This window comes from Planctomicrobium mucosum (assembly GCF_051466335.1).
In the GTDB taxonomy this organism is placed as follows: Bacteria; Planctomycetota; Planctomycetia; order Planctomycetales; family Planctomycetaceae; genus Planctomicrobium.
In genome coordinates this window covers 4,343,890-4,364,874 of the sequence record NZ_CP195793.1, presented here as the reverse complement: position 1 = coordinate 4,364,874, position 20,985 = coordinate 4,343,890, and the positions used below count along the sequence as shown (strand labels likewise).

Here is a 20,985-nt window from a genome sequence, read left to right as displayed (position 1 = left end):
TTAGACCTCTAGTAGACAGTTTTTAGACATGACTTCCTCAGCTGCTCCGAGCCCTGTTGCCGCCGGTTTTGATCAGGCGGCTTTCGACCGCTTTTTGGCGGCTCGCGCTGAACCACAATGGTTGCAGGATCGCCGTCGTCAAGCATTTCAGAAGTATCAGGAGCTGCTGCAGGTTGATCTCGATCCGGAAGAATACAAGCGGGTTGAACTGAGAACGTTTCAGCCGGGCAAGTATTTCATTGCCGAGCAGGCTGCTGAAACCGCTCAACTTTCGACACTCATGCAGAATCGAGCGGAGTTCGGTGGATCAGTGACACACGCAGACGGGAAATGTCTCTCGTCCTCGTTGAGTGAAGAACTCATTGCGAAAGGCGTGCTGTTCGGAAGCCTTTCCGAGCTTCTAGTGACGCACCGCGAGAAGCTGGAACCTTATTTCCTCTCGAAGGCTGTGAAACCAGAGACTGATCGGTTTTCGGCCTGGCACGCTGCTTTTTGGACAGGTGGAACTGTTCTGTTTGTCCCCCGCAATGTCGAAGTGAAAGTGCCGTTGTACAGCCTGATCAGTCTTCAGCAGAATCTGGCAGCTGACTTCAGCCACACTCTTGTGATTATTGAAGATAACGCGTCGGCGACACTGCTCGAAGAAACCGTTTCTGCGTCCGATGAATTTGATGGATTGCATGTCGGAGCAGTGGAACTGATCGTCGGGCAGGGGGCGCGACTCGAATACGTCCAGCTCCAGAACTGGAACATGAAAGTTCGACATTTCGCTCACCAATCCGGTCGAGTGGAACGTGACGGAATGTTGCAGTGGACGGTCGGTGCATTGGGAAGCCGTCTGGCACACATTCATCAGGACGTTCATCTCGATGGACGTGGAGCAACTGGTCAGGTCAACGGAGTCACTTTCGCGACTGACAAGCAGCAGTTGTCGTACTACACACAGCAAACGCACCATCAGGAAGACACTCGGTCGGACCTCCTCTACAAGGAAGTGTGCCGAGATAAGTCACGCGTTGTTTGGCGCGGAATGATCAAAGTCGACAAAGAAGCTCAGAAGACTGACGGGTACCAACGTAACGACTCACTGATGCTCAGTTCGGATGCTCGCGCAGATGCGATTCCCGGTCTGGAAATCGAAGCAGATGACGTTCGCTGTACACACGGTGCGACAGCAGGTCAGGTCGATGAAGAACAGATCTTCTACGCGATGTGCCGCGGAATTTCCCGTTATGAAGCCATGCACATGATCGTGGAAGGCTTCTTCGCAGGCGTCTACGATCGTATTCCGGTGGAACTCGTACGAGAGACACTCAGCCAAGCGGTTGAAAAGAAGCTAGGTATCGGCGCCTAGTTGCCGTCACAACAACCGTTCGCCCAAATAAGTGGGGACACCGTGTGTTAGAATCACATGATGTCCCCACTCGTCGTTTCTATTGTTGATTCGAGCCAGGATGTTGGCTGGTCTTTCCTCCTGCGGTGCCATCCATGAAGAAGCTTCTGGGGCAATTCGATATCGTCGGCCATGTTGCCGAGGGGATCTCAGGAGTTCGCCGATTCTTCGGTGTGTGATTCAAATTCAGTGCAACTTTGCACCGTACCTGGCAGGCACCACCTGCAATTGCTCAAACAAAAATAGCCCAGTCAAAACGTGACTGGGCTATTGATGTTTTTATAACCGAGCTGATTACAGCTGGTGACTTGGACCTGCCACACGAATCAGGTGGTCATGGTCGATATAGACCACTTCCTGAACTTCGTCGACATGTGTGAACGGCACAGGCCAGCTTGAGCGAATCGTCTTCTCGAAGTAGACGGTACACTTGTAGTGGCAGTGATGTAGTCGAGCTGGTCCAACCTGTGGATAGAACCGGGGCTCGTCAACGCGATCCACGATCTTTTCCACAACGATGCGGACGTTGTTACGGAACGTCTCCGCGAGGAATGGCACGCCGCCAGAAACGTCATCTGGCAATGCCCGCATGACTTCGTCTGGTCTCGGTGGATCCAAACAGAACAGCGGAGCGTTTTCACCTTCGATGGGGTCGAGAATTGGCACACGTTTGTACCTCTCCTCCTCCCAATAGGTGTCTTCAATCTGCTGACTGAAATAGGGTGTCACCGGAATCGGAGCTGTCGTTCCGAAGAACCAACCACCGATAAACGCATCTTTTAATAAGTAAAGATAGGTCCCGTAGCATCCGCTGCTGGGTAACGTCCCCAAGAACAACATTGCAAACAAGCCCCATCGCTTGGCCTGACTCTTCCAGGTTGTCATCCGATCGCCTCCAGGTGCTGCGATGACGCGAAGGGAGCGAATACGCAAAGTCCGTATGCGTAAGACGGTTGCTCCTTCCGACAATGGATATATCGAACGGATGGGGAGTGAAACTTGTGGGTTTATGACGATTTTAGTGAACTTAGCGTTTATCTGGCGTGTGAGGCTGAGTTGTCTTGGGTAGTGGGGTGTTTAGGTGGTTTAGGGTGAGTGTTTCGTGGGGCTACGGCTGATCTCGGATCTTGTCTCAGAAGTTCCACCTCCAGGGGGGCGGGGAGATTCTCTAGTGTTCGTCTATTCGGGAAGCATCTGAGCCCAGTCTCTGGAGAGTTTTCTCGGCCAGCGTACTTGGACGTCAGGAAGCCCCCACTGGTGACAGAGCGAATGGAATAGAGAAGCGGGGGTGTTGCTTGGCTTGGGCTAGCCTCGCGTTTCGAAGGGACTTCGCTCCTGTCTCAGGGGTGAGTGGCGGCGAATGGTGGCCAAAACTCGTTCAAACGCTGCGATTATCCCCGTCGGGAGGCCACACTCTCGTGAGAGGCGATCTAGATCGACGCGTGCGAGGGATCGAAACGAGCTCCACCACCTTTGAAGACGATAATTGAAGTGAAATTCTCAATTATCCCGTAAGGACGAGCAATTGGCGCGGCGTCTCCGAGCTCAATGCCGCAAATCGCGGAGACCGACTTTGTTTGAGAGTTCACAGCGGCGAATTCAGTGGCAGACCAACCGTCGATGGCGCATTTCGGGACGTTCGGAGGATGGGAATGCAGCGAAATCGTTTGGGACTTTTAAGAGAGCCCGAAGAAATCAGCTCATTTCGTCGCCATGTTCGACAAAAACAAAGTGATCAGGCGGGGTTTTCGCTGAGGAGTTCGGCTTCACAAAACGTACGAGTTCTTCTGTATGTTCCGTTGAGCTGACCGGCTGTTGTGCAGGGCTGGGGCCGAGATGCACACGGAATTTTGCGTTCGCGAAACTGAGTTCATCTCCGGGAAGCAGCGCCCCTCGGGAGACTCGTTGGCCATTCACCTTCGTTCCATTCGTGCTTCCCAGATCCCGAATGAACAAAAGTCCATCAGTTTTGGCGATGGCGCAATGCAGTTTCGAAACGCTCGTGTTCATGATGATGACGTCACACAAATCGCGTTTTCGTCCAACGAGCGTGACGTCTCTCACGATTTCTATGGGTGGACTGCCGTCAATTGGGATGAGTTGAGCAATCATGGAATTCCTGCACCCGCAGTGATGCTTAGTGACTCCCCTGTTCATCGAATGATAGGACAGGGAAGTACGATCGACATCGCAATCAGAGAGATTGGAGACGTGCTGATTGGTGTCTACGTCTTTTCTAACCGTTGTCGAGTAGAAAAGTCATGCTCCATTTCCACGAAATTCGCAAAAAGAGAATGAACCTCTGTTTATTGGAGGAAATTATGCATGATGCGCATCATGCGGCACTGACGATTTCAGTCGCTCCGACTTCGGGTGGTAGAACAGGACGATTGGGAGGAAGAAGAGAGCTCCGGCACCGAAGAGCAGATTCAGTGGCAATTCCCCTTTAACCAGAATCGGCTTCAACACTAGCAAAAGGACGCCAGAGAAATAGATCCCAATCCAGTTCGCCAGGCTCATGGCCCCAATCACTCGCCCCTTGTGCTCTTCGGGGGCTCGGGCCTGAATAAGAACTTGCAGGGGCACATTGTAGATTCCAGCGCAAACACCAAGCCACACGAGCATTGCGGCGGTTCCATTCACTCCGAGGAAAGTCCCACTCTGATTGCCAGGAAGAGAGAGGGCCACCAGCCCAAAAAACATCCCTAAGCTTCCAAAGGATACGAGGCGTGCGTTGAATGTGCCGTGTGAGAAAATCATTCCAACAATGCAGCCAATCGCGATGCCGAATCCTGTTCCCGCTGCCATGTAGCTGGTGATCTCTTTATTCAGCCCTAACTGAGTCACTCCCACATCATTAATTGCTTGCGGATAGACAAGTCCACCCGTTGCCCAGAAGGCGGATGTCGCCAGAAGTGCATAGAGCAGGCGACGATCGGCCCAGATGACTTTGCGGGTTTCGACGTTGAGGACCAGATCGGATGAATCGAATTTAAGTTCCGGACGGGCCGCTGGAGTTGGATGAATTAGCAGAGAGGTCAGAAATCCGATTCCGGCGATCGTCATGCAGATGAGCGTCACAACCCAAGGTGCCTGAAGACGTTCCGCGACGATTCCCGCTGCTGCAATCCCTAGAATAATCGCGATGAACATGCTGAGTTGGAACAGACCGTTGACTCGCGGAAGCTGATTTTCCGAGAAGAGTTCCGGGAGGAGACCGTATTTGGCTGGGGCGTAGAGCGTGCTATGTACCCCTAGCAAAAAGAGCACTCCGAACATCATTGGCCAGTTGTCTAAATGAAAGGCGATCATACCTAAGAGCATGATCCCGACTTCCGCGAGTTTGGAAACGACGATGATTGTGCGCTTGCTGTATCGGTCAGCAAGGAAACCGCAAAATCCGGAGAACAGAATGAAGGGCAGCGAGAAGAAAATTGTTGCCAGCGCCTGATTCTTCCAGGTTCCCGGGACTTCTTTCTCCATGACAACGCAAGCCAGCATCACTGTTTGCTTGTAGAAGTTGTCATTGAACACTGCCAGAAACTGGGTCGACGTCATTCCCCAGAACGAACGATCACGATAGATCGAGGGAACGCTGGAGTCTCTCGAATCTGACACGGGTGCGGCTTCCATATTCAACAATCAGTTTCCAGCAATGGTGACGTAGTTTTTGCTGCGGCTCAACATAACAGTTGGCTGAACTAGAGGTCTAGGTCGTCCACTTCCGCTGCTTCTTCCATAATCATTCGGTATCGCTCAGCAGGATCTTTTCCAAGAAGCTGGGCGAAAGTGGAGTCTGCATTGACGAGGCTATCGATCTCCACCCTCAAGAGTGTGCGGGTCGCTGGGTCCAGAGTGGTTTCTTTGAGCTGTGATGCATTCATTTCTCCCAGTCCTTTGAATCGCTGGACGTCGAACGAGCGATTGGCCGGGATTTTCGAGAGAATCTCTTCTTTGTCTGCGTCATCGCGAGCGTAAAAACGCTCTTTGCCCACTTCAATTTTGTAGAGGGGCGGCTGCGCCAGATAAAGACGCCCTTGCTGGATGAGTTCCTGCATATGGCGGAAGAAGAACGTCAGCAACAGGGTGCTGATGTGGTATCCATCGCTATCGGCATCCATCAGAAGGATAATGCGGTGGTAACGAAGTTTGTGTGGATCGTAATTGGGGCCAATGCCAGTCCCGAGTGATTCAACCAGGTCCTTCACTTCCTGGTTGACCATGATTTTTCCGAGGGCAAGCGCCTCTGTGTTCAGGATTTTCCCTTTGAGGGGCAGGACCGCCTGAACTCGGGAGTCTCGTCCGCTGGCAGCAGTTCCACCCGCAGACTGACCTTCAACGATGAACAGCTCGCATTCCTCTGGATTGGTGGAACGGCAGTCCAACAGTTTTCCGGGGAGGTTGCTGCGTCGGGTCCCGGCTGATTTCCGTTTCACTTCTTTGATCGCTTCGCGGCTTGCCTCTCGAGCGCGGGCAGCGAGGATGATGCGACCAATGACAGCGTCGGCGACGGTTCTGTTTGAGTTCAGCCAGCTTTCCAGCGCGATGCGGGTCATGCTGTCGACCATCGATGTCATCTCAGGGTTGTTCAAACGGTCTTTCGTCTGTCCCTGAAACATCGGGTCATTGTGGAAGACCGAGATAATCCCGATCATTCCTTCCCGGATGTCATCCGGCGTGATCGATAGTCCCTTGGTTTTGATGTTGTGGACATCCATGTAGTTTTTAATCGCTTTGGCAACACCAGAGCGGAAGCCCGATTCGTGAGTTCCGCCGCCTCGCGTACGGATTCCGTTGACATAGCTACGGATGTGTTCGTCCGTGGATTCACTCCAGCGGAGAACCATCTCGACCCGGATCTTTCCTTCATCCTTCGCTGTGGTAAATGCTGCTTCGTGAATCGGTTTGCGCTTGTCATCCGCGATGATTTTGTCGAGATAGGCTGCAATTCCCGTGGGGTGATGCAGTTCAAACTTCTCGTTCTTGACCTCGTCGATGAAGGTGAGTTTCAGACCGCCGTGGACGTACGAAATGTCTTCGAGATGTTGGCGAATGGTGTCCGCGTGGTACTGGACCCGGCGGAAAATTTCGTCGTCAGGCTTAAAGAAAATCGATGTTCCATGGCCACGCATCGGGCGGACCTGTTCGACTTTTGTCGTCGCGCGTCCTCGTTTGAATCTCTGACGCCATTCGAAGCCGTCACGGCGAACAGTCGCGATGAGCGTTTCTGAAAGGGCGTTGACCGCGGACGAACCAATCCCGTGGAGTCCGCCGCTGCGAAGGTAGTTCTTTTCCGAGAACTTACCTCCTGCATAAAGCGTGGTCAGAATCACTTCCAGAGCGGATTTCCCTGTCTTTTTGTGAATATCAACAGGAATGCCGCGGCCGTTGTCCTCGACAGTGATCGATGCGTTGTCTTTGTGCAGAGTGACGCTGATGGAGTCGCCGTGTCCAGCGAGATACTCATCGACGGAGTTGTCGACGATTTCCCAGATCAGGTGGTGCAGACCGCGAGTATCGATCCCCCCGATATACATCGATGGACGTTTGCGAACGTGTTCAAGTCCTTCCAGTACTTCAATGTCGTCTGCGACGTAGCTGGATTCATTCTTGGCGCTAGCTGCCATGATCTTCCCTGGGATCTGTATCGTCAGTCTCCAATCAGCCTTCGCTTCAATCGTGTTTGAAGTGAAACCGGTGGCTGTTGATGAGACTGCTTCTCGCTCAGATGGATTTCAAATGAAGAAAGTAGAAGAGTAGCGGAAATTTCGTGCACTGAAATACTGTGACAAAGTCGTTTGTGAAAATCTGGGCGAACGGAAGACATGAAATTCAGGACAGCTCTGCCTGTTGCGAATGACTGTCATGGAATAGAAGCGCATCAGGGGGCGATTCCCGTCCGAACAGTGCAGGGAATTGACACTTTTTTGAAGATGAAGATCTCTTCGCGAATGAGTTTCTTGACAGGTTTTGTTCTTGGCTTTGGTTGCAAGTGGTTCTGGGGTAAACTGTTGCGTTGGATTCTGTGTGATTTGATGCGAGGCGGGAGCAGTTTGACGCGTTTGTTGAAGGGTGAGCAATTGCGATACAAATCGGTTGTTGTCGCTCTGTATTGAAAGTCGGTCGCCTTCCTCAAGAACTCTCGAAGCTGATGCAAGCCCTCGCCTCGGGGCCCCTCTTCGGATCGCTCGCTGCTTTCTTCCTGTCTCGACACACCCTGCAGATTCGTTGGTCAACAATTTTGTAATCGGGAGATTTTCCCTGGGGTGTTTTGGGTGGAATTTCCGAGTCAGGTAGGTCCGGCCGATGTTGCATAATCCGCGGCTGCGATGAGCTGATCTCGAAACTTGAATGAGATTCCAGAAATGCGGTTGAAATCGACTAAAACGATCAGTCCGCCCAAAAGTCGCTTTGATCTTCAAGGGAACATGCAGAGTTCGCCGATAGCTAATACCAGCGAGCAGACGAACAGTCGGAGATTGTTCGGAAGTGTGCATTCGTGGATCAAGGAGGATAAATCATGCGTCCCAGGTTACGAATCTTTACAGGCGATCATGAAGAAGATGTCGCAAGCCTTCCTCAGATGACGATCACCTTCGGCGAATTGATGCACATCCTCAATGAAGCAAGTCGTAAGCATCGAAATTCGTTGCGAGATTTCTCCGAGGATGGAGTTCAGGTTCCGGAAGATCTCTATGAGGTTCTGACGGAATATCAACGTGTGCGCCCCGGCGCATAGCTTTCGCCGACAGTCGACGAATCTCGATTCATTGGATGATCCAGATCGCAACATGTTTGCTCGATCTGTCATCCATTGAAATCGACGATACTCGCATCGCTCGTCGCGGTGTCTGATTTGACGAACCGCGTTGGTTTGCAGGAGAATCAGAAGTGTCTTAGTGACACCAGTTTCATCCTGCCATCGACGCGTTGTTTTCTTTCATGTCAGATCCTTCTCTCGAATCTCTTCAAAAAATCAGGCAGAATCTCGATTCACTGAATCAGCGGATCGAAGCAGCGTGTACTCGTGCGCACCGCTCCGTGAGTGACGTTCGACTCATCGCTGTCACCAAATATGCTTCGATTGAACATGTGGTGACCCTGCTGATGTGCGGTCACCAGGTGCTGGGAGAGAATCGACCGCAACAATTAATTGAACGGTCGCGGCATTTTCAGCAAACGGAAGTGACGTCGAATCCGATTGAGTGGCACCTAATCGGACAACTTCAAAGCAACAAGATTCGGAGCGTCCTGCCCGATGCTGCCATGATTCACTCAGTGGAATCGTTGTCGCAATTGCAGCGAATTGGGCGAATCGCCGGCGAGCTTTCATTAACACCCAATGTGTTGTTGCAGGTCAACGTTTCGGGAGAGCAGACGAAAAGCGGTTTCGAACCAGAGACGCTGCGGGCTGAATGGGAGCAATTGACTGCTGTGCCGAACATCGCGATTCAGGGATTGATGACGATGGCTCCGCTGACCGAAGACAGTGAAGCAATTCGTTTGACGTTTCGAGGGTTGTGTGAGCTACGCAATGAGCTTCGCGCTCTTGGTAGTCAGGTCGAACTCCCGGAACTCTCGATGGGAATGAGTCATGATTTCGAAATAGCCATTGAAGAGGGGGCGACGCTGATTCGTGTCGGGAGCGCCGTGTTTGATGGAGTCTCAGCGGCATGAGCGGTGTTGAACTCAAAGTGTCAGATCACCGTGTTCTTCTTCCCATTCACGCACAACCCGGATCGCGTCGAAATCAGATTTCCGGCGTCCATGATGGCCGGTTGAAAATCGCTGTGACGCAAGCTCCTGAAGGGGGTAAAGCCAATCGGGAGATTCTGGCGGCCATTGCAGAAGCATTTGGGCTCTCGAAGTCACAGATCGAACTCGTATCGGGATTGAAGTCTTCACGAAAAGTTTTTGCGATCACCGGGTTGGATATCGATGCGGTTGAGCAGCAGATTCAGAACCTTCTTTCCTGACTCGAGGAGGGAGCCAGACGAGCGAGGGAAGGTTCAAATGTCCTTGTGCTTCAAGGGGCGTCGCATCGACCTGATGAGGTTTATTAAAACAACTCTTGAGCGAGCAACAGTCGCACGCTGTAGATGACGACGTAGCCGACAACGAGGCTTCCGCCGATCAGAATCATGCGGGCGGTACGAGGTCGATGCGGATAGACAATCTGAGCGATGACGCAAACGAGAGTCACCATGACCAGCTTGTAGATCAGCAGTCCCTTTTTGACGCCCCAGCCCTCGAGAAACCAATTGGCAATTGGGTTGGATTCTCGAAAAACACCATTTGCGAGTCCGAAGTAGGTCGCAAAGAAATCGAGAAGATTGACCAGAATGAAAACCGTCGACTCGGTTTCAAGTGGGAGCTGCATGTGGAACAGGCGGTAATAGAAGCTTTGATCTTTCTTTCGGGGCGATGAATCTGATCGTGCTTCGCTCATGGATAGTCCCGGAGCGTCTTGTGGTCGCGTCGACGGCAGCACCGCGAATACCGGTCAAAGGTTCCGGCGGTTCGTCCAAATAGAATAGTCGACAGCCGTTGATGAACTCCACTTGCCGCAATGGAAAACATGAGAACAAAAAACGGGGCAAGCCAACTGTTGGCCTGCCCCGTGATTGACGCTTCACAAGACTCGTTCGAAATTATTCGAACTGGTTGACGCCTGGGATCGCGATTCCAGGTGTGTTGATCTTGGTGTCCCAGTTTGGTGTTTCTGGAACGAGGATTTCCTTCGAGTTGAGGGCTTCCTCGTAAGTGACTTCCTTACCGGTGTAACCAGCCATGCGGCCCATGATTCCCATGAGTGTGCTGTTGACCATGCGGTCGCCATCGTTGATGGGCTTGCCATTGCGGATGGATGCGAACAACTCATCGTGTTCGACCTGGTACATGTTTGGGTTTGGACCTTCGTACTTCCAGTTGGATTCACCCTTGATGGAGACTCCACGGCGTCCGATTTCTCCCTTGCCCTTTGAACCGAGGATGTAGCAGCTGTTGTCGTTGTAACAGCCGTTGATCTGGCGTTGAGCGAGGAAGGAGCGAGTGTCATCTGCCCAGAGGTAGTTCACTTCGATGTGGTCGAAGATGTTTGCAGTGCCAACTGCTGGAGTCTGGCGTCCACCCACTGCAGTACAGCTGACAGGTGCCTGATCGCCTTTTGCCCATGCGAGCCAGTCGACAGCGTGAATTGCCTGCTCGACCAGACCATCACCGGACAACCATGTGAAGTTGTACCAGTTGCGAACTTCCCACTCGAGGTCGCTCATCCCCTCTGGGCGGGACGCTGGATCCTGCATCGGCTTCACTGAACCAGTCAGGTAAGTCGCGTATGTGCAGAGCACGTCGCCGATTTCGCCTGCCAGAACCTTCTGGAACAGAGCGCGGCGTGGGTAGTCATATCGCCAGCAGTAACCTGCAACCAGAGACAGGTTCTTTTCTTTGGCCTTCTTGACGCTTTCGATGACAGAACGAATCCCTGGGCCATCGGTGGCCATTGGCTTCTCTGTGAAGATGTGCTTGCCTTTTTCGACGGCATAGGCCAAGTGCTCTGGGCGGAAGCCCGGAGGAGAAGCCAGAATCACAACGTCGCTGGCGTCGATCACATGGCGGTATGAGTCGAGACCGGAGAATTTATGATCGTCATCAACTTTGACCTGATCAGCGATTTCCTTTTGAGCTCGCAGTGAGTTCAGGCTTGGCTCGATTGCTTCTGGGAACGCGTCGCCAACTGCGACGAGATGGGCTTTCTTGTCGGCGTTGAGTGCCTGGTTCGCTGCACCGGTACCGCGTCCTCCGCAGCCGATCAGACCGACCTTGAGGATGTCATCGCCAGCAGCGAAGACCTGTGAGTTCGCTGCGAATGAACCGAGGAGGGATCCTGTCACGCCGGCGACGGTGCCAGCTTTCAGGAAGTCACGGCGAGAAGCACCAGAATTGTTTTCTGGGCGGGAGGAATTATTCGACATCACTTGTGCTCCATCGGGAACGAGGTGGGAAATTGATGACTGGTATTATTCGACGATTGCGCTGTCGATTGCCCTCTGCCTCGATGCTTATTTTACAAAGTAATCATTTGTTTGCAAAAGTGAGCATGTCGGGCGAGACAGGCACTGGTGGTCCAGTTTCTCATTGACAACAGCGTAATTCACTCAGTGCTTCAACTCAACGCTGCAAGTGAATTCGCGTCTCAACTGGTTTGTGATCGGAGTTCCAAGTCCAGTAATGACGGCATGTTAAAACCTTGATGTTCGAGCTTGTCCAAATCTGGTCTAACTGCATCAACGGAAGCCAAGTTGGCCACGTGCATTTGTATCCACGGCCTCCTGCATCGAAGCATAACCGGAAATCTGTTCGTAATTCAGTGAGCAAAGCAGACTCACTGGGGGTGTTGAAGTCCCCCATGATGATGGTGTTTTGATCACGAATTTTCTGTGCGACAGTGTATAAATTCTGGAACGCCAGTCGTCTTGGGATTCGTGGGTTGGCGTTGATATCGACGACCAATATTTCGAATTTGTTTCCGTTCAGTTCGACTTGAATTTGTCTCCCGATGGAACCTGCTCCGAGATTATGCGGAATCGATGTTCCGCTCGTCCCACGAGTGAGCACGTACAGTCCTCCTCCCAATGCGGAAACATCGTACTCAGGGAGGCGGTCTTTCCAGAACTGCTTCCAATGGTTCGCGTCTCCGATTACTTCGACTAGTCCGATGATGTCCGGATTTCGAAGTTTCAGGAAATCTGCCGCGCCGGTTAGGTCCTGCTTACGTGCAACATTCCAGAACAGCACGCTCAGTTCCTGTTGATCGCTTTGAGAGGGAATCGTCCCGGTACTGTGCCAGCGCCAATCCTGCCAAAGCCAGGTAGCCAGTAAGAGGAACGTAATCACGATCCAGAATTTCGTTCTGATGCGGAAATGCATTAGTATCGCGGCAGCCAGGCAGATTGAACTCCCGCCGACAAGTAAAACCAGCGGAGTCGCATAGAAAATTGTTGACGTGACATCCCATTCGTCTTTCACCGTGAAACGAATGAGGCTGCCGATGATGACGATTGTCGCAAGAACGAAGAGTGCCAATCGCACGAATCTGTAACAGATCCATCTCAATGCGGCCTGAGACTTGCGACCGGTTTCTGGTGGAGAATCGCCGGATTCATAGGCAATTGGATTTTGATTCATCTGCAGTTCACAATTGGCAAGACATCAGAAACCGACGTCCCGCGGAAAAATCCATGAGTTCCGCCCGGTGCCGGGATGTCCGACAGGTGCATCGCCTGCATTCCCGCAGATTGTGCGCCAATTACATCGAGTTCATAGTCATCACCAACCATCAGAACGTTCCGGGCAGGCAACTGTACGATTTTTAGGACTTGGTTAAAGAAGTTAAGGTGGGGTTTTCTCCACCCGACCCGAGACGAGATGATTAAATGGTCGACAAGTTGCAGGGTCGGAATCTGTTGAACCAGGCGATCCAACCGCTCGTCAAAGTTTGAAGCGATGACAGTGACAATTCCGTGATCTTTCAAAACCTGAAGAGTTTCGGCGACGTCTGTTCCGACCCGCCACGCATCCGATTGAGCGAAGTGGTTGTAGATCTCCAGGAAGCACTGTTCCGGAGAATCGACCGGACCGAGCACATCGTCGACGAGGGCCTTCCAGAAGTTGAACTCTGACTCCTCGTCTGTTTGCTCGGTCGCTGGTCGCCTCTTCATCGCGGATTTGAAACGTGGGGCCAATTCCTTCAGCGAGTACCGAAGCCCGAACTTCTTGCCGATCGCGTAATAGATTTCTGCGACGCTTGGGGAGGGGTGAATCAATGTCCCCACAGCGTCGAAGACGACACAGCGTGTCTCATTACAGGACTCAGTCATTTACCCTCGTTGAATGACACGAAGTCATCGCCTCGAAACCCGTAGAGCCACGACCAGCGTGGCGATGGAGTGGCTCGTGGGCTTCCAGTTGAAGTGAAGTCTTTGTTTACCGCACATTCATGATTTTGAAATCGGCGATAGCAACCGGGTGGTCGAGGCCGAAATTCAGGATTACTTCCGGATGAAGTTCGCCCAGCACTCCTCCGATTTCCCCTTCAGTGGAAACTGATGCGACACGCCCCGGGATGTACGCTGGGTGCTGAGTCTCTGCGAACGTCCCGTTCTCCCCCAATTCGAACAACAGGGCGTCGATCACCGTGCGGAGAGAGGCGTAACTTGCTTCCTTCCCCATTTCTACGATGGAAAGATGACGTTCTTCACGGGCTCCTGTTTCCGCTTCTGGATCCAGAACGGTGACGTTGTCCAGTTCGAAGAACCGTAGCGGCAGCGGCGCACGCTTGTTCTCGCGAAGGTGCTCCATTAAGCCAGTCATCAGATGGGATCGGACGACGGTCATCGCTTTGAGTTTCGGATTGCCGATCCGAACATAGTGCTCAGGGACTGGCAGGCGGAACTTGGTGAAGTGATGTTCTTCGGTTGTCATTGGCAAACTCATGATCTCGGTGTATCCGAGTCCAATAAGTACGCTGCGGACAAGGTCGCTGACGTCATCTTCCGGGCGTGATTGTCCAACGGTCAATTGACTGACAAGACGGGCCTGAATGTTTTTGTACCCATACCCGATCGCCAGGTCTTCGAAGACGTCGACCATGTGTTTGAAGTCGGTTCGCAATGCCGGGAAGCGAACCCGGAAAGTGGATGCCCCCGGTTGCGTCTGTACGGCGTCCAGTCGCATGCGTCGCAGCGACGTCACGAGATTGGTTTCATCGAGTGGAAGCCCGAGCCAGCGTTTGGCTGCTTCGAGGTCAATTTCCATTTCGCGTGGAGAAAGGTCCGGAGAGACAACCTTCGACCCATCCGGGAAGGAGATCGTCACCGATTTCGCTTGTCCGCCTAATTCGACCAACGATGAGACGAACGTGTCGAGCGACTTGACGACGGCCGCCTGGCTGATGCCAGTGACATCGACAAACAGGCGACGACTTCCCAGATGAACTTTCGTTCCTTCACTATTGATGATCGGAGGCATTGAAAGCACAACGCCATTCGCATCCTTCAGCACCGGATAGCTTTTGTGGTCTGCCAGCAGGCGAGCATAGCCAACCCCTTTCGGGTGCTTTTCGAGAATCTCGCGACCGGTCATTTTTTCGCCCGGACGTCCAAGAGGCTCGAACGACTCTTTGTCCGGATCGATTGTGGTGTACTGAATTGGGCTTTGGATGGTGTCGAGATCGTAAACACCGATCGATGCCAGTTTTCGATCGCGTCCGACGCCCCAGTGGAGTGCTTCCTGGAGTTTCATCAAGGAGACGAGTGTCACGTCGGTGACCTCTGGCATTTCCACCACAGCACAGCTGATGAATGGACGCTGGCAGGATTCACTGTTGGTGGCAGCGTCCACTTCAACAACGACGTCCGACGGCAGGACGGTATATTCGGGCAGTCCTTCGACCTCTCCGAGGTACCCCTTTAACGCTCTCGCAATTCCCCCGACATCGAAGAGGTCTGGGCGGGCAGCGAGCAGGTCGAGTCGAATCACGGTGCTGCGACCGATTTTCGCGAAGCTGGCTTCCTGTTCGAATTCGCACCAGTTGCAGTGATTGGTTGTTTCAGCGCCCAGAGAAGCTTCGACGACCTGCTGACATTTCGGACAACGGAAGCGGTCGACCTCAAGGACATCGTCGACATCGCAGCCCATTTGCTCAAGGGCATCGGCGAGTTCTTCAACAGCGTATGTCCGTCCCAGCAGTTGGTTCAGCCAATCTCCTTCAACATTAATGACAGGCACTGCAACGACTCCCCTGATCTCTTCGAAATAATTCCCTGACGGGATTTTAGGCCAGTTTGATTTTCAGTTCGGCTGCGAGCAACGTCATGTTTGTGGTTACTCAATCCGAACTCGTGATTTGTCGCCGTGCAGGGAAGGAAGTGTGAATTCGCACTCCCTGAGCGGGCTCTGTGTTCACTAGAATAACGGGCGAGTGAGAAAGACGGCAGGGAACAAGTCAATGACTTGGAAAAGAGGTAGAATACGTAATGTTTGAAGGCATTGGCGGCGTCATACTGTTGCTTGCAATCATCTCCAGCATTGTCGGGACGGTTCTGGTTTTCTGGGTGATCGTGAACATGCCTGTTGACCATTTCACTCAACCCATTCGGGTGTCCACACATCGTAACCCGGTGATGCGTGTTGTCAGTGCTGTCGTCAGGAACGCCATCGGTGCAGTTCTTATCGTTTTGGGAATCTACATGGTGATCGCTCCCGGCCCCGGAATTCTTGCCATTCTGCTTGGCATTTCGATCATGGATCTCCCCGGCAAACACCGACTCATTGACGGGGTGATTCAGCGAAAATCGGTGCGAACATCGTTGAATTGGGTGCGTAAGAAGTTCAATAAGCCCCCGTTGGAATTCCCGGATCCGCAGCAGTAATTCGTCGTGCTTGAAGCGAGACGATTGACGAGTAAGTTTCGTGCTGACTAGAGTTTCCGCGATCAGCAGCAGAATTGTCTGGTGTCGTAGGTCCGCTTGGAATCAGGGTGGATTGGTCGATTCAATCGGCGTGTTAGTGACATGTAGAATTTCATTGTCAGGATTTTTCGAATAGACAGCCAATTCAGCCTCTTCGATTGACCTGAGCCAACTTGTTGCCCTACTCTCTGTTGAACTCTGTACACAATCTCAGGGCATCGCATGCAGACAATCTCCATCATCCGTGGTACGCGAATTTCGTTGGCGAGCGAAATTCCTGCGATTATTCCGCGCGTGATCTGAGGAGAGTCTGGCCCCGTCCAAAATATCCCCCCTCAGGTCCTTCGAGATCTGAGGGGTTTTTTGTTTATCAGCGTCCAATCGAGAACAGAATTATGTACGTCCAGCTTTATGACACGACCCTGCGTGACGGAAGCCAAGGGGAAGGAGTGAACTTCTCCCTGCAGGATAAGCTGATGATTACTCAGAAACTGGACGATCTGGGGTTTGATTTCATTGAAGGGGGCTACCCACTTTCGAATGAGAAAGATACCGAATATTTTCAGCGAGCCCGCGATCTTGATCTGAAACATGCCAAGATCTGCGCATTCGGAATGACACGTCGCAAAGGTGTGCTCGCTGAGAACGATATCGGCATGCAGGCGATGCGTGATTCGCACGCCCCGGTCTGCACCGTCGTTGGAAAGACCTGGGACCTTCAGGTTCTGGAGGTGATGCGGGTCGATCTCGAAGAGAACCTCGCGATGATTCGCGATTCGATCGAGTTTCTGAAGGCCGAAGGGCGGCAGGTCTTCTACGATGCGGAACACTTCTTCGACGGATTTCGTGCAAATCCGGAATACGCGTTGAGGACCTTCAAAGCTGCTGAGGAAGCTGGTGCAGACGTGATCGTCTGCTGTGATACCAACGGGGGGACTCTCCCAGAGCGATTGACCGAAGTTCTCAAACTCGTTCAGCGGGAAATCAAAACCCCGCTGGGGATTCACTGTCATAACGACTGTGATCTTGCGGTCGCGAATTCACTCAAGGCGGTCCAGGCTGGAGTTGTTCAGGTTCAAGGAACCATCAACGGAATCGGGGAGCGTTGCGGAAACGTCGACCTGTTGAGTGTGGCGGCCAATCTGGCGCTCAAGATGGGGGGCTTTGAAGTCCTGACGCACGGCAGTGGACTGACACACCTGACTGAAATTTCTCGCTATGTTTACGAACTCGCGAACATGAATTTTCGATCCAATCAGGCGTTCGTCGGACGAAGTGCATTTGCTCACAAAGGCGGAATGCACGTTCACGCAGTGAACAAGTTTTCTCACAGCTACGAGCACATCGCTCCTGAACTCGTTGGAAACGAACGTCGAATTCTCGTCAGTGAGCTGTCGGGGCGGTCGAACATCGTTGCGAAAACCAGCAAGCATAAGCTCGATCAGAATCCGCAACTCATGGCGGACATCCTGAATAAAGTTCAGGAAATGGAGAATGATGGCTATCAGTTCGAAGCAGCCGAAGCGTCATTTGATCTGCTGGTGAAAAAGGTCGCCAAACTTTACACACCGAAATTTGAGCTGATTCACTACCGAGTGAATGTGGAGACTGCGGGACAGACTGATCCACTCACCGAAGCGACCGTGAAATTGCGAGTTGACGGAGATGGTCCGGTGATGCACGAGGTCGCAGAAGGGGACGGGCCAGTGAATGCACTGGATCAGGCCTTGCGAAAAGCACTGATCGACTTCTACCCGAATCTCGCTGAGATGCACCTTGTTGATTACAAGGTCCGGGTGATCAATTCGACCGGAGGGACTGCTGCCAGCGTCCGCGTTGTGATTGAAAGTGCCGACGAGAAGGGCGTCTGGAATACAATCGGAGTCAGCGAGAATATCATCCAAGCGAGCTGGCTGGCGCTTGTTGATGCTGTGGAATACAAACTGATGAAGGATGAAGGAGAACTCGCCAGCTAACCAAAGGGTTGCAGGCATCCTTTCGATGTACTTCGAAAAGCTTCGCTCCATTCAATGGTGCGAAGCTTTTTTTGCTTGGGTGAGCTGTGAGTGAAGGACGGAAATCGCTGGTGGTAGCGACAGGATGAGTACAGCGAGTGAAACGACTCCTCGTTTTTGAAGGGAATTCTCATTCGGTGTGTTCGTATGTCATTTAAGGGTAATGCGTTGAGTTGTTTTGCTGGAGATGGGGTGTGATTGAAAACGTGACCGTCTTTCTTGATGGATCGAAGTGTGACGAAACGCATGTGAAGAAATAAAAAAATCGTGGCGCAAGTGAAATCCTTGAAACTTCTCCCGACGATCAGGGTATATTCTGTTGAGTCATGAACAACGAGATTGTGACAAGGACGAAGGTGGAGCTAGCTCAACGATGCTTGATCGGTGAGGCAGGTGCTGTCCGCGAGTTCGTGGACATGTACTACCAACCCGTTTTTGTATTGTGTTTACGCATGCTCCGGCACCAGCAGGACGCTGAGGATACTACTCAGGAATCTCTTGTTCGTGCCTTGCGGTATCTGAAATCGTGGGATGATACGCAGCCTTTGACCCCTTGGGTCTTGAAAATTGCTGCGAACCGCTGCCGAACCAATCTCGGAAAGCGGGGGAAATTCCCCTCTCAGAACGAATTTGTCGTCGAGATTATTGAGGCTTCACATTCAACAGCTTCCTTCGGTCTGGGTGAAGAACTGGAACTTGCGCTCGAGACTCTGAATGCGGAGCAGCGCCGTTGTTTTTGTCTGTTTTACCAGCAGGACAAGAGCATTGCCGAGATTGCTCTGATCATGGAGATGCCTGAAGGAACTGTGAAGACCTGGCTTCATCGATGTCGAAAACAGCTTGCTCAGCGTTTGCGAGAACGTGGAATTTCTCCTAATCGGAAGACGGTCGAAAATTGAAAATGAACTGTCATACTTTTCAATCTGAATTGGAAAACTGCATCGAGCAGCGATCGACTCCGAGTCTGGAGCTTCAGGCACATTCTTCGGAGTGCATTGATCCTGAGTGCCGAGATGCGTGGGACGATTTTCTCCTGTTAGGTGAGGCGATTCCACGGTGGAAAGCAATGGCTGCCATCGAGCAGGAGTTTGCTGCCCATACGCGAATCGCTCCGAATAAGCCGAGCTGGAGACAACAGTTTCCAGTCTATGGTGCCGTGGGTGGATTGCTGCTCGCAGCCGTCATTGTGGCATTGCCGGTGTTGTCCCCGAATCGCGGCGGGAGCGATCCCGCTGCAGCGAACTTAGCGGCAGCGCCTGCAGGCGTCTCTGGCGATCCTGCTGGTCAGCCGTCAGTGGATGCCGCTGCCGAAACGCTGGTGGCTGCTTATTCCACCGGCATGGTTCTTGATCCCGTTGCGAAGCCGGCCATGAGCGATTTACAGGCACGGCGAGAACTGACGCGAGCAGCCTTGATGCTTGCTCGCCAAAACGAATTCGCGACCGATTTCCTGACTTCCGCTTCGGTTCAGTTGCCGTCGACACTCGATTCGGTGATCCCGGGCTCCGCTCAATTCATCGGAGAACCGAAGCTGGCACCAGCAATTGAGTGGTTACAGAATCCTTTGAAGCCGTTCGAAGACGAGTTCAGGACGTTGCGACGATTTTTTGGTACTGATGACGGTGACCAAACCGGCGCACGCTACTATGTTCATTCCGGTCTTTTGACATAGTGATGAACGGACGTTGCCAGTCAGATCGTTCGAGTTAAGCGAAGATCATCGTAAACAGCTGTGGGGTCCGATCGATCCCACAGCTGTTTACTTTTCATTCTGCTGATAAATCCGGACAGAGATGGTTCCCTGATTGTCTGCTGTTTCCCCCCATTGGTCGTCACACCGCAAAAAAAGCCTGCCATCCTGTGGCGGAATAAACTCTCCCGCATTGCCAATTTCAAACGGCTCGCTCAGCGCGTAATCGTCGAAGATGATCCCCATCAGCTTCCCTTTTCCGTTTTCATTTCCGCCTGCATCGTGAGCGGCGATCTCTTTATTGACAGTCCAATTTCCGGTGGCGTCAACTTTGTAAGTGACCCCTGCCTTGACGATTCCACGAGATGCCTGCCACCCGAGTTTCGCGTCAATTTTTGAAGCGGCGCCCGGCTTCCCCTTCACTATCTTAAAAGGGGTTTTCCAATCCCAGCTGCAGAGATCGGCACGGTATCCCGTTTCGACATTCTTGAGGAACTGCCGATATTCGAAATCGATTTCCTGAAACTGTTGGCCGTAAACGGATGTGAATGAGGCATTTCCTCCACCAATCATGGAAAGGCCCAAAGGCTTGAATCGGTCTGAGTAGTTTTTGTTATAGAGCAAGAGGTGACAGACAGCCCATCGCCACGAGTAGTTTTGCCACGAGTCTCCTGTGGTCTCCAATGGGTTGTCGATGATCTCACGGAGAGGTTTCGGCTCCTGCGATTTGAGATATGCCAGCACATTGGGGTTTGTCGTGACTCCCCATTCCTTCTCCTTCCAGTATTGGCCGACTTCTGCCATCCCCTCTGCATACCATGTCGGGCCTGTCCCGCCGAAAGTGAGTCCGCAATAAGCGTGGACCGCTTCGTGCTGAGGCGTTCCGTGGTCAGCGTATGCGTAGACAATCGCATCCGCATCGAGTCGCACACCATTCTGGGTGGATGTGGTCGTTCTGATTGTCAGTCCGGCTTTCTCGCGAATGGAATTCAGTCCCTTCTCATCCATTTTGCTGAGTTCGGCCTGTGGCCAACTCTCGATGTTCTTCGCGACGTACATTCGGATTGGTTTGCGGCACGGACGTCCATAGTAAGTAGCGACGTTTGCCAGCATGGTTTCCAGCCGTGTCGTGAGTTCTTTGGCCTCCTCTGGAGGTAAGTCGGTCACGAGCTGGAAGTTCCTGCTGACGTAGGGCTTCGGCCCGGAAATCAAATCCTGGGCGACGGCCGAAGTGATGACTACCAATCCAAAGCAGATCACAAAGAAACTGAAGCGGATCAGAGATGTGAGCATTGGCTTGGCTTTTCAGGTCGGAGTTGTCGGGATGACGGCAATGGTGCTTAAAAAACAAAGAGTCGCACTAATAAAAATGCGACTCTTTGGCGTTCATGTCAATCATCAACCGGGAGTGAATCG

General features: G+C 52.4%; 18 protein-coding genes. 8 read left to right on the top strand and 10 right to left on the bottom strand.

Annotated features, from left to right (window positions below):
• Window positions 1–28: 28 nt before the first annotated feature.
• Complete coding sequence (sufD, locus tag SH668x_RS17355) at window positions 29–1,354, top strand: Fe-S cluster assembly protein SufD (RefSeq protein ID WP_437186323.1); 1,326 nt, start codon at window positions 29–31, stop codon at window positions 1,352–1,354.
• 333 nt (window positions 1,355–1,687) lie between these two features.
• Here sufD and SH668x_RS17350 read toward each other — a convergent pair whose 3' ends face one another.
• The 4 genes from SH668x_RS17350 to SH668x_RS17335 all read right to left on the bottom strand — a co-directional run bounded on the left by SH668x_RS17350 (window position 1,688) and on the right by SH668x_RS17335 (window position 7,020).
• The gene (locus SH668x_RS17350) at window positions 1,688–2,278 is read right to left on the bottom strand and encodes a hypothetical protein (RefSeq protein ID WP_437186322.1); all 591 of its coding nucleotides are present in this window, start codon (window positions 2,276–2,278) and stop codon (window positions 1,688–1,690) included.
• A gap of 810 nt (window positions 2,279–3,088) precedes the next feature.
• Window positions 3,089–3,505 carry an FHA domain-containing protein gene (locus SH668x_RS17345; protein ID WP_437186321.1) on the bottom strand — a complete coding sequence of 139 codons (417 nt, stop codon included), beginning with the start codon at window positions 3,503–3,505 and terminating at the stop codon, window positions 3,089–3,091.
• Between the two features lie 207 nt (window positions 3,506–3,712).
• Complete coding sequence (locus tag SH668x_RS17340) at window positions 3,713–5,011, bottom strand: MFS transporter (protein ID WP_437186320.1); 1,299 nt, start codon at window positions 5,009–5,011, stop codon at window positions 3,713–3,715.
• A gap of 83 nt (window positions 5,012–5,094) precedes the next feature.
• On the bottom strand, window positions 5,095–7,020 hold the full coding sequence (locus SH668x_RS17335; protein WP_437186319.1) for a DNA gyrase/topoisomerase IV subunit B: 1,926 nt from the start codon (window positions 7,018–7,020) through the stop codon (window positions 5,095–5,097).
• Window positions 7,021–7,913: 893 nt separating this feature from the next.
• On the opposite strand from SH668x_RS17335, the gene SH668x_RS17330 reads away from it, so the two are divergent.
• The 3 genes from SH668x_RS17330 (at window position 7,914) to SH668x_RS17320 (ending at window position 9,369) form a co-directional block, all read left to right on the top strand.
• Window positions 7,914–8,132 (top strand): hypothetical protein, encoded by a 219-nt coding sequence (locus SH668x_RS17330; protein WP_437186318.1) that lies wholly within the window; start codon window positions 7,914–7,916, stop codon window positions 8,130–8,132.
• 203 nt (window positions 8,133–8,335) lie between these two features.
• The gene (locus SH668x_RS17325; protein ID WP_437186317.1) at window positions 8,336–9,070 is read left to right on the top strand and encodes a YggS family pyridoxal phosphate-dependent enzyme; all 735 of its coding nucleotides are present in this window, start codon (window positions 8,336–8,338) and stop codon (window positions 9,068–9,070) included.
• Window positions 9,067–9,369, top strand: coding sequence for a DUF167 domain-containing protein (locus tag SH668x_RS17320; protein WP_437186316.1), 303 nt, complete (start codon window positions 9,067–9,069; stop codon window positions 9,367–9,369). Before SH668x_RS17325 ends, SH668x_RS17320 begins: the two co-directional genes overlap by 4 nt.
• Window positions 9,370–9,452: 83 nt before the next feature.
• On the opposite strand, the gene SH668x_RS17315 is transcribed toward SH668x_RS17320, so the two are convergent.
• The 5 genes from SH668x_RS17315 to pheT all read right to left on the bottom strand — a co-directional run bounded on the left by SH668x_RS17315 (window position 9,453) and on the right by pheT (window position 15,181).
• Entirely contained in the window at window positions 9,453–9,842 is a 390-nt protein-coding gene (locus SH668x_RS17315; RefSeq protein ID WP_437186315.1) for a DUF5658 family protein, read from the bottom strand.
• A 202-nt stretch (window positions 9,843–10,044) separates the two neighbouring features.
• Window positions 10,045–11,367, bottom strand: coding sequence for a Gfo/Idh/MocA family protein (locus tag SH668x_RS17310; RefSeq protein WP_437186314.1), 1,323 nt, complete (start codon window positions 11,365–11,367; stop codon window positions 10,045–10,047).
• Window positions 11,368–11,563: 196 nt separating this feature from the next.
• Entirely contained in the window at window positions 11,564–12,580 is a 1,017-nt protein-coding gene (locus tag SH668x_RS17305) for an endonuclease/exonuclease/phosphatase family protein (RefSeq protein ID WP_437186313.1), read from the bottom strand.
• Window positions 12,577–13,272 (bottom strand): HAD-IA family hydrolase, encoded by a 696-nt coding sequence (locus tag SH668x_RS17300; RefSeq protein ID WP_437186312.1) that lies wholly within the window; start codon window positions 13,270–13,272, stop codon window positions 12,577–12,579. Before SH668x_RS17300 ends, SH668x_RS17305 begins: the two co-directional genes overlap by 4 nt.
• A 106-nt stretch (window positions 13,273–13,378) precedes the next feature.
• Entirely contained in the window at window positions 13,379–15,181 is a 1,803-nt protein-coding gene (gene pheT / locus SH668x_RS17295; RefSeq protein ID WP_437186311.1) for a phenylalanine--tRNA ligase subunit beta, read from the bottom strand.
• Window positions 15,182–15,429: 248 nt separating this feature from the next.
• Here pheT and SH668x_RS17290 point away from each other — a divergent pair, with 248 nt between their 5' ends.
• From SH668x_RS17290 to SH668x_RS17275, 4 genes are all read left to right on the top strand, one after another.
• Window positions 15,430–15,825, top strand: a complete 396-nt coding sequence (locus tag SH668x_RS17290; RefSeq protein ID WP_437186310.1) for a PGPGW domain-containing protein — start codon at window positions 15,430–15,432, stop codon at window positions 15,823–15,825.
• Between the two features lie 434 nt (window positions 15,826–16,259).
• Window positions 16,260–17,840 (top strand): citramalate synthase, encoded by a 1,581-nt coding sequence (gene cimA / locus SH668x_RS17285; RefSeq protein ID WP_437186309.1) that lies wholly within the window; start codon window positions 16,260–16,262, stop codon window positions 17,838–17,840.
• A 365-nt stretch (window positions 17,841–18,205) separates the two neighbouring features.
• The gene (locus SH668x_RS17280; RefSeq protein WP_437186308.1) at window positions 18,206–18,778 is read left to right on the top strand and encodes an RNA polymerase sigma factor; all 573 of its coding nucleotides are present in this window, start codon (window positions 18,206–18,208) and stop codon (window positions 18,776–18,778) included.
• A 2-nt stretch (window positions 18,779–18,780) separates the two neighbouring features.
• Window positions 18,781–19,551 (top strand): hypothetical protein, encoded by a 771-nt coding sequence (locus SH668x_RS17275; protein ID WP_437186307.1) that lies wholly within the window; start codon window positions 18,781–18,783, stop codon window positions 19,549–19,551.
• An 87-nt stretch (window positions 19,552–19,638) separates the two neighbouring features.
• Here the strand turns inward: SH668x_RS17275 and SH668x_RS17270 are convergent, their stop codons facing one another.
• Window positions 19,639–20,862 (bottom strand): hypothetical protein, encoded by a 1,224-nt coding sequence (locus SH668x_RS17270; RefSeq protein ID WP_437186306.1) that lies wholly within the window; start codon window positions 20,860–20,862, stop codon window positions 19,639–19,641.
• Between the last annotated feature and the right edge of the window lie 123 nt (window positions 20,863–20,985).